This window comes from Dyadobacter tibetensis Y620-1, assembly GCF_000566685.1.
Classification (GTDB): Bacteria; Bacteroidota; Bacteroidia; order Cytophagales; family Spirosomataceae; genus Dyadobacter; species Dyadobacter tibetensis.
In genome coordinates this window covers 368325-381067 of record NZ_AZQN01000004.1, presented here as the reverse complement: position 1 = coordinate 381067, position 12743 = coordinate 368325, and the positions used below count along the sequence as shown (strand labels likewise).

The following is a 12743-nucleotide window of genomic DNA, read 5'->3' as shown; positions in this document are numbered from 1 at the left end:
ATGAAAGGAATTATTCTGGCTGGTGGATCTGGAACCAGACTTCACCCCCTTACCCTGGCAGTAAGTAAGCAACTTATGCCGGTTTACGACAAGCCGATGATATATTATCCCTTGTCCATTCTCATGTTGGCGGGAATCAAAGAAATATTAATCATCTCTACACCGCATGACCTGCCACACTTCGAGAAATTATTAGGAGATGGTAGTAGATTAGGATGTACTTTTGAGTACGCCGTTCAGCCAAGTCCTGATGGCCTGGCTCAGGCGTTTATTATTGGTGAGGAGTTTATTGGCGATGATAAGGTGGCTTTGATTCTGGGCGATAATATATTCTATGGCTCCGGGCTTTCGAAATTATTGCAATCCAATAGTAATCCTGACGGGGGTGTTATCTTCGCCTATCAGGTACACGATCCGGAACGTTATGGAGTAGTGGATTTCGACCAGGACAATAAAGTGCTTTCAATAGAAGAGAAACCTTTAAAACCAAAATCTAATTATGCCGTTCCCGGGCTATATTTCTACGACAATGATGTCGTAGAAATCGCCAAGACTATTCCGCCATCTCCTCGTGGCGAATTGGAAATTACCGATGTTAACCGGGTGTATCTGGAAAGAGGTAAACTCAAGGTAGGTGTGCTGGACCGTGGTACAGCATGGCTGGATACGGGAACCTTCCAATCCTTAATGCAGGCCGGTCAGTTTGTTCAGGTAATCGAAGAACGGCAGGGACTTAAGGTAGGATGCATTGAAGAAATCGCCTATAGAATGGGTTTTATCAATGAAGAACAACTAATTGAAATTGCAAAACCGCTTCTGAAAAGTGGCTATGGAACATATTTGGAGAGTATTCTGCCTCGTTCCTAAAATCTTGTTCATGTTTTAAATAGTAATTTTCTGTATGAAGTTTATTTTAAATGAAATAGAATCTTACTGTGAGTTGCATTCGGACTCTGAAAGCGAACTGTTAAGTCAGTTAAACCGGGATACTCATGCCCATGTACTGAACCCGAGGATGCTTTCAGGGCCCCTACAAGGTAGATTGCTATCCCTAATATCCAGGATGATCCGTCCTGATAATATCTTAGAAATTGGAACTTATACGGGCTATTCAGCCCTTTGTATGGCCGAAGGGCTTAGTCCTGACGGAAAATTGATTACTATCGATATCAATGAAGAACTGGAAAGCAGGACACGCCGTTTTGTCGAAATGTCAGCCTATGCCAGTCAGATAGACTATCGTATTGCCAATGCCCTGGAAATCCTCCCCACTTTAAAGAATACCTTCGACCTTGTTTTTATTGATGCCGATAAAATCAACTATCAATCTTATTACGATCTCTGCCTACCTATGGTACGAAAGGGTGGCTATATTATCGCCGATAATGTGCTATGGAGCGGAAAGGTAATTGAGAAAAAAGATAAAATAGATAAGGACACCCAAGCGTTGTTAGACTTTAATCAATTTGTTACGCAAGACAAGCGTGTATCGAATCTGCTGTTGCCTGTGCGCGACGGGCTGATGATGATACAAAAACTTTAGTAACACAAACCGTTCGAAACTACCCATATGACTCATAAATCGACCAGTTATTCTCGGGCTATTGGCATGGCCCTGGCACTAGTGCTTTTTGCCATATTCCAACTTAAGGCACAACAAACACCCACGGTTCCCGACCAGTTAAGTTTTGGTGGTATTAATGTCAAATTCGATAAAGGTGCTCAAAAGGTAATCGATGAAGATATCCGCAGCCTAATGAGCAATCAGCAATTCTGGCAAGAAAAAATGGACCGGGCGATCCTATACTTTCCAATTGTCGAAGGTATCCTGATGGATGAAGAGGTACCCATTGATTTTAAATATCTGGCCGTGCAGGAGAGTTCATTTCGGCCCGATGTGGTCTCTAGTTCCAAGGCCGTAGGTTATTGGCAGTTCAAAGCCGAAACTGCCCTCGAGCTGAATCTTAGAGTGGACGACGATGTGGATGAAAGAAAGAACATTACTTCCTCGACCCATGGTGCAGCCTGGTATCTGAAAAAGAATAATCAACTGTTTAATAACTGGGTTTCCACACTCTATTCCTATTATTTGGGTGCTGGAGCTGTGAAGAAAATTGTTCCTGCCAACTGGGCTTATGCCCGTGAAGTGTCCCTTACCGCGAAGACGGACCGCTATGTTCTTCGCTTTTTTGCTCATAAAATAGCTTTGGAAGCGGGAATAGAAAAATACCGCTCCCAAAATAAGTTAGTATTACTGGAAAGTGAATATGGCAAGGGACTTACATTTTCTGAAATATCCAGAAATCTGGGCGTCAGCAAACAAGATCTTCAGGATTATAACCGTTGGTTTTCGGGGGATCGTGTACCCTCAGATCGTGAATATCTAATTTTGATACCGGTAAGTCTTAATCAGGTAGCCAGCGTAAGGGAAAAACTTTCGTTGGCCCCCGCTCCCTCCTCCGCCTCCGCAGTTGTGAGTGCTGTCTATGAGGATTCTGGTTATCCTGTAATTAAGAAGTCTGACGTTCAGTCCAAGGGGAAAGATCCTCATGAGTTCTACGAAATTAACGGCCTGGCCGGAATAGCTGCCAAGGCGGGTGATACTCCTAAAAGCATGGCCAAGGCAGGAAAGCTAAGTATTTCCCGCTTTATGAAGAATAACGACCTAGTACAAAATATGCCCCTGATACCAGGTAATATTTATTATCTTTCCAAGAAAAGAAAACAGGCCGCAACACCCTTTCATACCGCACAGCCTGGCGATACCTGGCAAAGTGTTTCGCAACAGTATGGCATACGCTTAGTGAACCTTTTGAAGTACAACAGAACCATTAGCCGTAATTCGCCCCTGCAAACGGGTCAGAAATTATGGCTTACCAAAAAGCGTCCCCGTAGACAACCGATTGAAATCGTACCCGCCCCGGCCATACCCCGTAGTCAGCCTTCTGTGCCCTCGACCGTTCCTGCTGTCGCTCAGTCGACCACCGCAAAGGAGGAAGTAGAAGTAGCTGTGACCAACGACATTCCTGCTAATGCTTCAGGAAGGAAGAAATATACTCCGGTATTGGTAGAAACGAAGCCCGAGCCCGCCAAGCCTGAAGTCGCTGTAACAGCTGCTCCATCTCCCAAGGCTCCTTCCAGTGCCACAACAACTTCCCAGCCTAACGATCGGGTTATCATCATTTCGCAAGTTGGAGAAAAGTCTTCGGAGGGGGAGGTGCCCACAAATGATGTGAAAGAAACACCTAATGAAACCATCAGAGTGAATGTATTTGAGTCTGAATCTGGTAGCCCCAAAACCTCCCGTCCGTCAAACGCTGCGGTTAAGAAGACACATATAGTAACCAGTGGGGAAACATATTTTAGCATTGCCCGCAAATATGATCTTTCTGTAAGACAACTGCTCGCGCTCAACAGCAGAAGTATTGACCAGGGCTTACAAACGGGCGAGGAACTCAACATTGATAACACGACGGGGGGGACTCCGGAGCGTCCTGCGCCAGTTACCACCGCTACAGTAGCCAAGGCTCCTATAGTGCCCGAGAAAGCACCCGAGAAAGCAAAGGTAGAGGAAAAGATTCTCAAGGGGGCATCTTCGGCAACCTATCATACAGTAATGTCGGGCCAGACTTACTATAGTATTTCCAGAATGCACGATATGTCAGTAAACGAGCTATTGGCACTTAATGGACTTTCAACCAGTGATGCACTTGCAGTAGGCCAGAAGTTGATGATTCGTAAAGGAGTTGCATCACCCACAGAATCCACTAAACCTTCTGTAAGCACTGCGGTGCACCAGGTACGTGCGGGAGAGACATTATTTGCTATTTCTCAGCGTTATAACTGCACAGTAGCCGAAATAAAACAATTAAATAATATGACTAGTAATACGGTGATGGTCGGCCAGAAGCTTAAAATACCCCAACGCTAAAGCAATGATATTAATAGAGAATACCTGTATTAGTGATGATATAGAAGATCAACTTTTTGTATGTGATCTGGAAAAGTGTAAAGGTGCGTGCTGTGTTGAGGGCGACTCTGGGGCTCCTTTGGACGAGGAGGAGTGTGCGATTTTGGATGAGATCTATCCGCAAGTCGCTCCCTATCTTACCGAGGCAGGAAAGGCGGTAATTGCCCAGGAAGGTACCTATACCAAAGATTGGGAAGGAGACTTTGTTACACCGGTAATCGATGGGAAAGAATGCGCTTATGCCCTCTATGACGAGAGGGGAATACTGAAATGTGGTATAGAGCAGGCCTATAATGACGGAAAAATTGCTTACAAAAAACCTATTTCCTGCCATCTTTATCCCATTCGTATTACTAAATATGAACAGTACCATGCCTTAAATTACGATCGCTGGAGTATCTGTAGTCCGGCTTGCGAACTAGGTTCTCACCTGGGCGTGCCCGTTTATAAGTTCTTAAAGGAGCCTTTGACCCGAGCCTATGGTCCCGAATGGTACCAGCAATTAACCCAGGAAATTGACGAAAGGAATGCAGCCAAAAATAACTCGTAAGGATTACTTTCAGGATGTATATGAAGTGGTAAAGTTGATCCCTAAAGGTCGGGTGACCTCTTATGGGGCAATTGCCAACTATCTAGGTGCCAAGCAGGGCGCCCGAATGGTAGGGTGGGCCCTGGGGCATAGCCATGGAGTGGTTGATATTCCGGCTCATAGAGTACTGAACCGGGAGGGAAGATTAACGGGACGTTTACAGTTTGCTACCCCTACACTCATGCAGGAACGACTGGAGGCCGAGGGATTGATCGTAGAATCGGATCGCATAAAAAATTGGGACGATTTATTTTGGGACCCTGCAGAACAGCTGATCTGAAACAGAATGCAGCATCTCTGGCTAACCCCAAAAGCGCCCCCTCAGCCTATCGACTGAGGGGGCGCTTTGTTGTAAGGGGCTATGATTGATTTTACCCCAAACTGCTAATCGAAAACTAATGTATGTATAGTGTCTAAATCTTTTTAGTCCCCCGACTTTCATTATCAATTTTTTGAATCATAGGTAATTTTTCCGCAGGGATTTCATTTTTATAATCCCAAAAGGCCGAAACACATACAATTTTCCACCTTCCATCAATCTTTTCCATTAGCCTTACTTCTTTGCTATGATGGAAGTTCTTCTCTGCCTGATCACTATTGAATTGGTCCCAAGTAAGATAGGCCACATCTTTACCGAAGAATTTGAAAATCATGTTTTTCCTCTCAACGATAGGGTGGCTAGAGACGGGTTCGGGGTTCTCCTCAATGTACTTTCCGATATGTTTGTTGATGTCCTCCCATCCTACATTGGAGTCAAAAGTGCCGTCGTCATTACTCCAGGCTTGAAAAGCATATTCTGTTTGGGCAAAATTGGACTTCCAGGCATCGTAATCCCTGGCGAAAAAGGCAGCAGTTTCATTGGCAATTACTTCCCGAATGGCCTGTTTTTCTTGTTCCATGACTTCCTCATTCTTATTGGGATCTTTCGGGCCGCAAGCCAGTAAAAGTAGAATTGATACGAAGAATATTGAGAGTGATTTCATGATTTTGCAGATTTAGTTTGTGAAGAAAATATTCAAAACAATACTTCTGTTGCATGATAATCCCATTTTGCACTACCTATGGGAATGGATTAGTAAGTTAGTAAAAATTTGAATTAAATCAAGTAGTAATTAGTTTTTTTTAAGTTACTCATGAATACTAGAATTTTACTGATCCATACGCACTCCGCAGTATCGTTTTTCATTTGAAGCATAAAAGCGGAGAGGTAAACCCCTGATGAGGTTACCTTCTCCGCTTTTCCATCTTCGCAATTACGATATAGAATGAATGGGTCCGATTCTAAATCCGCAAGCCAGATTGTTGCTGCTTTCCCTTTAGAAGGTAAAGCCCTATAAAAGTGATGACGCCATTTAGAATAAGCCGCTCAAAACCGATCTTATAGCCGTTAAAAAGTTCCGCAGAATAAATATTGAGCAGATAGGTCATGATGGGCGCAATGATACATACGATCGGCACCCACTTATCGATTACAGGCCGTTTCAGGAATGCTCCAAAGGCAAAAAGTCCCAGAAGAGGCCCATAGGTATAGCCAGCCAAGTCAAAAATGGCTGTGATCACCTCCTTATTATTCATCTTGTTAAATACCAAAATAACCAGGTAGAAAAGTGCTGAGAAGCCAATATGAACCCAGAATTTTGTTTTAGACCTTTCAGCCTCAGCCTTCTTCTCGATATTCATGAAATCCACACAAAAGGCCGTGGTAAGGGCTGTGAGAGCCGAATCGGAGCTGGCATATGTGGCGGCTGTAATTCCTAACAAGAAGGTTACACCTACCAGCAGTCCCAAATGATTGAGGGCCAACATAGGGTAGAAATCGTCTGTCTTCGCTGTGAGCGCTATACCTTTAGCTTCTGCATACACATATAATAGGGCCCCTAAAGAAAGAAAAAGGAAATTTACAACCACGAGTACAGCTGTAAACCAGAACATATTCTTCTGAGCCTCACCTATGTTTTTACAGGTAAGGTTCTTTTGCATTAAATCCTGATCAAGCCCGGTCATCACAATGGCGATAAACATACCGGCTAGAAATTGTTTGAAAAAATTCTTGGGGTCATTTATATCCCAGTAAAATATCTTCGAATAATTGCTGTTCTGGACTGTCTCCCATATGGCTACGGGCCCTTCCAGATTCAATTCCCGTGAAACCAGGACGATTGTTAATATTACGGCAGTAATCAGAAAGAAGGTTTGCAGGGTATCTGTAATAATAATGGTTTTAACCCCGCCCTTAAATGTATATACCCAAATCAGGAAAATCGTGATCGCTACGGAAATTTCAAAAGGGACTCCTAAAGGTTGAAAAAGTGCCAGCTGAAGCACCTGTGCTGCAACATAGAGTCTCACAGCCGACCCCAGAGTCCGGGAAAGCAGGAAAAAGGCTGAGCCTGTTTTGTAGGACCAGAACCCGAATCGTTGATCTAAATAGGAATAGATAGAAATCAGATTGAGCCGGTAATACAGGGGCAGCAGGATGGTACCGATAACCAAGTAACCGATTATATAACCTAATACGACCTGAAAATAGGAAAATTGAATGTTGGCTACCGATCCTGGCACGGAAATAAAGGTAACACCTGACAGGGAAGTGCCGATCATGCCGAAGGCGACCAAATACCAGGGGGATTGGCGATTGGCAGTGAAAAATGTGTTGGTGTCCGCTCCTTTGGAGGTGTATATTGAAATGGCTATCAACATGCCAAAATATACGACGAGAATAAGTAATGCTATAAGCGGATTCATTGATTGTGGGTTAATTATTTAGTTTGATGGATAAATTAAAAGATCACCGAAGAGCTTCGGTTAGTCTGGGTTTTTCATTAATTTTGCTAATCAAACAGAAATTTAGTTGTTATGCAAGTAGATATAGAGACAGACGAACAAATTCTGGAAGAAACCGTTGAAGTTGGTATTCAGAAGTTGATCATATTCAACGATGATGTCAATACTTTCGATTGGGTAATCGATACCTTAATGGAGGTATGTGGCCATACCAGTGAACAGGCTGAGCAGTGCACCATTATCATTCATTATAAGGGTAAGTGTAGCGTGAAAGAGGGGGAGTTTGGGGAATTATTGCCCATGCGTAACCAAATTTGCGAACGTGGAATTTCGGCCGAAATCCACTGATATTCCAGATAATTTTTTAATTCTCCTACATGAATTACCCCTCACGTCTTATTGAGGAAGCTGTCAATGAAATTTCTCGTCTTCCTGGGATAGGTAAGAAAACCGCTCTGCGCCTGGCCCTGCATCTGCTAAAGCGAGATCAGGCCCAGACTCAGAGTCTGTCGGAAGCGTTGACCAAAATGCGAACGCAGACGACCTATTGCCAGAATTGCCATAATATTGCCGATTCAACCCTCTGCAATATATGTAGCAATCCGCATCGGGAAAAGAACTTAATTTGCGTGGTGGTAGATACCCGTGATGTCTTAGCCATTGAAGCAACCAGCCAGTTCAGGGGGCTATACCATGTATTGGGAGGAATAATCTCTCCAATGGAAGGCATAGGGCCGGCCGATTTGAATATCGAATCGCTGATGCAACGTCTGCCGCCGCATGGGGCTCAGGAGCCCGTTACTGAAGTCATCTTGGCGCTTAGCCCTACTATGGAGGGTGATACTACGGCGTTTTATTTACAAAAAAAAATACGAGCAAATGGTATTAAAGTAAGCACCATCGCTCGGGGAGTCCCTATGGGTGGGGATCTAGAATATGCCGACGAAATAACCCTCGGTAGGAGTATCGTAAGCCGGGTGGCCTACGACTGAATACTTAAATTTTAACCTATAGAATTGCAATGATGAATAGAAAGGAATTTTTGCGCTCCATGGCCGTCGGTGCTGTAGGCGCAACCGTTTTGACAGATCAGGTATTTGCTTACCAGCAAAGCGCAGGGATATTACTCGAAAAGGCCCCTTTTAAACAGGCTCCTCTTCCTTACGATTTCTCAGCTCTTGAGCCTAGCATCGATAAAATGACCATGGAAATTCATTATGGCAAACACCATGCGGGTTATGTCAAAAACTTGAATGCTGCGGTAGAAGGCACGGCCCTCGAGAAAAAAACGCTGGAAGAGATTTTGAATCAAGTAAGTAAGGCTCCTGCCGCCATTCGCAATAATGGAGGCGGGCATTGGAACCACTCCTTCTTTTGGGAGATTATGGCTCCTGGAAAAGGAGGTGCTCCCAAAGGCGCTGTGGCTGACGCCATTAATGCTCAGTTTGGCTCATTGGATAAACTTCAGGAAGAATTTAACAAAGCAGCCGGTACCCGCTTTGGTTCTGGTTGGGCATGGTTGGTAGCCAATAAAGGGAAGCTTTCGGTAACTTCTACTCCCAATCAGGACAATCCATTAATGGATATTGCTGAGGTTCAAGGGACGCCTATCCTGGGTATCGATGTATGGGAGCATGCCTATTATCTGCACTACCAGAATAAGAGAGCCGACTACGTAAAGGCATTTTGGGATGTAATCAACTGGGATAAGGTGGCCGAACATCTTAAGAAGGCTAAATAAAGGCTTATTAGCATTAGGTTAAGCGCCTCAATCTGGATTTCGGATTGAGGCGCTTTTGTAAAAGGAATATAACCATCTAGTTTTATGATGATCGATTTAAGGAGCGATACGGTAACGAAGCCGACACTTCAAATGCAGGAGGCAATGTGGGCTGCGCCTGTAGGTGACGACGTATTCGGAGACGACCCTTCCGTGAAGGCCTTGGAGGAGAAAGCTGCCCGAATGTTCGGCATGGAAAAGGCCCTATTCTGTGCCTCGGGCACCATGACCAATCAGTTAGCGATCAGGGTTCACACCGTTCCTGGGAGTGATGTCGTCTGTCATAAAGATTCCCATATCTACCTTTACGAAGGAGGAGGTATCATGCTTAACGCCTTGGCATCGGTAAGATTGCTGAATGGAGACAGGGGACGATTAAAGGCTTCCGAGATTGAGAAGGCAATTACTGAAGAAGATGATATTCATACTACCTTCACCCGTATGGTGTCTCTTGAAAATACAATGAATAAGGGTGGAGGAAGCTATTATGACTTCCAAGAAATCCAAAAAATTAAGGATATCTGTGCTCAAAAGGGAATTCCTCTTCATCTCGATGGGGCACGTTTGTTCAATGCACTGGTGGAAACTGGGGAAAGTCCCTTGCAGTACGGCCAAGTATTCGATAGCATTAGTATATGCCTTTCGAAAGGGCTGGGATGCCCTATAGGCTCGTTGCTGCTAGGCACACAGCATACCATCGCCAAGGCTCGGCGTTTTCGCAAGGTGATGGGCGGAGGGTGGAGGCAGGCAGGTTACCTTGCTGCCGCCGGTATTTATGCTCTGGATCATCATATTGATCGTTTGAAAGATGATCACCGCCGTGCTCAGGAAATTGCCGGGCTTTTCCGGGTACAGCCAGAGGTGAGGGAAATATTTCCGGTGGATACCAATATTGTCATTATCCGGCTTCAACCACATATAGATGAGAAAACCTATGTCAGACAACTGGCCCGCAAAGGAATATTGGCAGTGGCATTTGGTGAAAATCTGGTACGCTTCGTTACGCATCTAGACTTTACCGACAACCACCTGGACCTGCTTGCTCAGAAGCTTTAGATAGGAAGGAGTCTCCATAAGAAAGGGCGGCCTAGCTGCCGCCCCTTCTTAACTAATTATAGGTGGGAAGATTACTATACTTTCTTCCATAATCCAGCATTTGCTTAAAGAAGGAATGAGGATATTCTAATTTTACGTCTATGATGTTCTCACCATCCATTACGGGAACCAATCGAGGCTGAATGAACCCTTTGTAGGGTTTGATATTCAACTGAGCATAGCGGTCAAGTACCTCCTGGTGAAGTGATTGGTTAACTTTTACACCATAAGTCTCCACCAGGTTTTTGCCGGCCTGAAAGTCGCCTTCTGACTTAATTCTTTGAATCTCTCTGAGCAGCTCCCCAAATAGACTTCGAAGCTTCTCATAATCATTTACCTTAACATAGGTTTTTCCTTCTTTTTTTACGAATTCTACTACCTTTTCGGCTTTTCCTTTTTCATAAACCCAGTAGGCATTTAAGGCTCGGTTTCGCATATGCGCTTCTTCAATATCATCGCCCAGCTTGAGTCTTGTCAGCTGCGTCATTAACCCGCCCATCATATAACTATCATATTCTGCTTTACCTACTTCCAGATTAGGCATAACACCAATCTGAACAAGTTTCTGGTCCATAATATAATAAAGTGCCACCAAGTCGGCACGAGCCTCTTCCAGGCAGGAAGCATAACTTTTAAGGGTCTTATCGGGTGTACCAATACCGGGGTTGATTTGCCCAGAGGCGTGGCCTATACATTCATGCATATCCGTATGTAAGTCACTGGACAGGTTGCCATATTTGCTGATTCGATCCAAGGTTGTTTTGTCTACTGCAAATTCATCGAGGAATCCACTGCCTTTCGATGATTCATTATAGGCATGGATGATATTACTTAGCGAAACGGACTTTGAGCCATGTGTTTTACGAACCCAATCAGAATTAGGTAAATTAATGCCTATAGGAGTATTGGGTGCTGCATCGCCTCCCTCTACGATTACGGTTATTGCCTTGGCACTAATGCCCTTTACCTCTTTTTTCTTATGCTCTGGGGAAAGTGGGGAATTGTCTTCGAACCATTGGGCTTGGTCGGCGATAGCCTTGATTCGTTTGGTCGCTTCCAGATCTTTTAGTGACACTACGCTCTCATAACTACCCTTAATCCCCAGTGCGTCATTATATACTTCTACGAATCCGTTTACAACATCGATTCGACTGGCCGTATCTGCCACCCATGCAATATTATAAGCATCCCAGGTTTTTAAATCGCCCGTTTTATAATATTCAATGAGTAAACTCAGGGCTTTCTGTTGCTGGGCATTTTCAGCTACGGAGACGGCTTTCTCAAGCCAATAAATCATTTTATCTATTGCTTTACCATACATGCCCCCCGATTTCCAGACTTTCTCTACAAGCTTGCCATTCTCTTTCAGAAGCTTACTATTCAATCCCCACTCAGGCTGATTACCTGTGGAGGGGAATTGGTCGTAGAAGGCTTCAACTTCCTTTTGAGTTACTCCTTCGTAGAAATTATTAGCCGAGCGGGCAATATTATCTTTGCCCGCTACTAAATCAACCATTTTCGACTGATAACCCAGGTCGTATATCAACGGTTTGATTCGTAGCAGAAAGTCGTCGATATGCTCACCTTCTAATAAGGGTAAGCGATTATGGTCTGAATTCTTTACCAGCTCCGAAAAATAGTGGAAGCTACATTCCGGAACGAACTTGTCATTGGAGTAGTGGTGGAAAATACCATCACTAAACCACATCCGACCTGCATAGGTTTCAAAATGTTTCCAATCGGCATCGGTTTTAGAACCTTTAAATGTATCGTAAATGGTCTCCACCGTTTTGCGAATGGTAAGATTGTGCTTACCTCTTTGGTCATAAATGATGTCTCTGCCTTCTAGAGCAGCTTCATACAAATAATATGCTAAGGTTTTTTGCTGTAGGGATAGTTCATCAAAGCCAGGGACTTGATAACGCAGAACTTGTAAGTCGGCAAACGACTCAGCCAGTACTTCAAAATCGGGGCCTTTCTCTTCTTTTTTTTCTGAGCATGCTGCTATGAACAAGCTGCCTAATAAAAGAAAGCCTGAAAAGTGGATACGTTTCATATGCGGTTCTGTTGATTAAACGGAACCTAAAAATAGTAATTTTTATGCTTCAGTTATCATTTCTTCGTACTCGTATTCGGAATTTGGTCCTTGATATATGACTTTCATGCTTCGTAAATCGACCACAAAAGTGTGGATGCCGGCCTCACCTAACTCCTTTAGAAATACGTTATAATCTGTATTGCCATTCCGGTAGCGTTGAATAGCCTCGCGTACTGATTCGAGTTGAAAAGTTTCATGGGCTTCGAAGGGTTCTGTTTCTCCGGGTACGATTAGCTTATCGCCATTTTTGGAGGTGTAAGTCGTATCACCCGATCCCACCCTGACGATGTAATTATCTATATAAGCCCTTTTGTAGTGGGCTATGCGTTCGGAGAATGGCAGGCCCTGGGACTTGGCCTCTAAACTTTCGATGAGGGAATTGGATAGTTCTATAAATTCCATTTTAAGTAGCTGATCTGGTGATAAC

The 12743-nt window shown here is 44.1% G+C and carries 13 protein-coding genes; 9 read left to right on the top strand and 4 right to left on the bottom strand.

Going from position 1 to position 12743, the window contains the following annotated elements:
- Genes rfbA through X939_RS0113450 form a run of 5 tightly spaced genes read left to right on the top strand, consistent with a single transcriptional unit; the run spans position 1 to position 4839 of the window.
- Positions 1-867, top strand: coding sequence for a glucose-1-phosphate thymidylyltransferase RfbA (gene rfbA, locus X939_RS0113470; RefSeq protein WP_025763803.1), 867 nt, complete (start codon positions 1-3; stop codon positions 865-867).
- Between the two features lie 34 nt (positions 868-901).
- Positions 902-1543 (top strand): O-methyltransferase, encoded by a 642-nt coding sequence (locus X939_RS0113465; RefSeq protein WP_025763802.1) that lies wholly within the window; start codon positions 902-904, stop codon positions 1541-1543.
- Positions 1544-1570: 27 nt separating this feature from the next.
- Positions 1571-3931 carry a LysM peptidoglycan-binding domain-containing protein gene (locus X939_RS0113460; protein ID WP_025763801.1) on the top strand — a complete coding sequence of 787 codons (2361 nt, stop codon included), beginning with the start codon at positions 1571-1573 and terminating at the stop codon, positions 3929-3931.
- 4 nt (positions 3932-3935) lie between these two features.
- Complete coding sequence (locus tag X939_RS0113455) at positions 3936-4520, top strand: DUF3109 family protein (protein WP_025763800.1); 585 nt, start codon at positions 3936-3938, stop codon at positions 4518-4520.
- The gene (locus X939_RS0113450) at positions 4498-4839 is read left to right on the top strand and encodes an MGMT family protein (protein WP_025763799.1); all 342 of its coding nucleotides are present in this window, start codon (positions 4498-4500) and stop codon (positions 4837-4839) included. The genes X939_RS0113455 and X939_RS0113450 overlap by 23 nt, the downstream gene beginning before the upstream one ends.
- Before the next feature lie 133 nt (positions 4840-4972).
- Here X939_RS0113450 and X939_RS0113445 read toward each other — a convergent pair whose 3' ends face one another.
- Positions 4973-5542 carry a Cif family virulence factor gene (locus X939_RS0113445; RefSeq protein WP_025763798.1) on the bottom strand — a complete coding sequence of 190 codons (570 nt, stop codon included), beginning with the start codon at positions 5540-5542 and terminating at the stop codon, positions 4973-4975.
- A 298-nt stretch (positions 5543-5840) separates the two neighbouring features.
- Positions 5841-7304, bottom strand: a complete 1464-nt coding sequence (locus X939_RS0113440; RefSeq protein ID WP_025763797.1) for a sodium:solute symporter — start codon at positions 7302-7304, stop codon at positions 5841-5843.
- Positions 7305-7415: 111 nt separating this feature from the next.
- On the opposite strand from X939_RS0113440, the gene X939_RS0113435 reads away from it, so the two are divergent.
- The 4 genes from X939_RS0113435 to X939_RS0113420 all read left to right on the top strand — a co-directional run bounded on the left by X939_RS0113435 (position 7416) and on the right by X939_RS0113420 (position 10179).
- Positions 7416-7691 carry an ATP-dependent Clp protease adaptor ClpS gene (locus X939_RS0113435; protein WP_025763796.1) on the top strand — a complete coding sequence of 92 codons (276 nt, stop codon included), beginning with the start codon at positions 7416-7418 and terminating at the stop codon, positions 7689-7691.
- 29 nt (positions 7692-7720) lie between these two features.
- The gene (gene recR / locus X939_RS0113430; RefSeq protein WP_025763795.1) at positions 7721-8335 is read left to right on the top strand and encodes a recombination mediator RecR; all 615 of its coding nucleotides are present in this window, start codon (positions 7721-7723) and stop codon (positions 8333-8335) included.
- Between the two features lie 32 nt (positions 8336-8367).
- Positions 8368-9084: a superoxide dismutase gene (locus X939_RS0113425; protein ID WP_025763794.1), complete on the top strand. Its 717-nt coding sequence runs from the start codon at positions 8368-8370 to the stop codon at positions 9082-9084.
- 84 nt (positions 9085-9168) lie between these two features.
- A complete protein-coding gene (locus tag X939_RS0113420; RefSeq protein ID WP_025763793.1) occupies positions 9169-10179 on the top strand; it encodes a threonine aldolase family protein in 1011 nt (336 codons plus the stop codon).
- Between the two features lie 52 nt (positions 10180-10231).
- On the opposite strand, the gene X939_RS0113415 is transcribed toward X939_RS0113420, so the two are convergent.
- On the bottom strand, positions 10232-12274 hold the full coding sequence (locus X939_RS0113415) for a dipeptidyl-peptidase 3 family protein (protein WP_025763792.1): 2043 nt from the start codon (positions 12272-12274) through the stop codon (positions 10232-10234).
- A 42-nt stretch (positions 12275-12316) separates the two neighbouring features.
- Positions 12317-12718, bottom strand: a complete 402-nt coding sequence (locus X939_RS0113410; protein ID WP_025763791.1) for a DUF1398 family protein — start codon at positions 12716-12718, stop codon at positions 12317-12319.
- Positions 12719-12743 lie beyond the last annotated feature (25 nt).

Bases quoted from the DNA above. Each gene is read 5' to 3' on its own strand.
- rfbA (WP_025763803.1), top strand. From the start codon at position 1: ATGAAAGGAATTATTCTGGCTGGTGGATCTGGAACCAGACTTCACCCC.
- X939_RS0113465 (WP_025763802.1), top strand. From the start codon at position 902: ATGAAGTTTATTTTAAATGAAATAGAATCTTACTGTGAGTTGCATTCG.
- X939_RS0113460 (WP_025763801.1), top strand. From the start codon at position 1,571: ATGACTCATAAATCGACCAGTTATTCTCGGGCTATTGGCATGGCCCTG.
- X939_RS0113455 (WP_025763800.1), top strand. From the start codon at position 3,936: ATGATATTAATAGAGAATACCTGTATTAGTGATGATATAGAAGATCAA.
- X939_RS0113450 (WP_025763799.1), top strand. From the start codon at position 4,498: ATGCAGCCAAAAATAACTCGTAAGGATTACTTTCAGGATGTATATGAA.
- X939_RS0113445 (WP_025763798.1), bottom strand. From the start codon at position 5,542: ATGAAATCACTCTCAATATTCTTCGTATCAATTCTACTTTTACTGGCT.
- X939_RS0113440 (WP_025763797.1), bottom strand. From the start codon at position 7,304: ATGAATCCGCTTATAGCATTACTTATTCTCGTCGTATATTTTGGCATG.
- X939_RS0113435 (WP_025763796.1), top strand. From the start codon at position 7,416: ATGCAAGTAGATATAGAGACAGACGAACAAATTCTGGAAGAAACCGTT.
- recR (WP_025763795.1), top strand. From the start codon at position 7,721: ATGAATTACCCCTCACGTCTTATTGAGGAAGCTGTCAATGAAATTTCT.
- X939_RS0113425 (WP_025763794.1), top strand. From the start codon at position 8,368: ATGAATAGAAAGGAATTTTTGCGCTCCATGGCCGTCGGTGCTGTAGGC.
- X939_RS0113420 (WP_025763793.1), top strand. From the start codon at position 9,169: ATGATGATCGATTTAAGGAGCGATACGGTAACGAAGCCGACACTTCAA.
- X939_RS0113415 (WP_025763792.1), bottom strand. From the start codon at position 12,274: ATGAAACGTATCCACTTTTCAGGCTTTCTTTTATTAGGCAGCTTGTTC.
- X939_RS0113410 (WP_025763791.1), bottom strand. From the start codon at position 12,718: ATGGAATTTATAGAACTATCCAATTCCCTCATCGAAAGTTTAGAGGCC.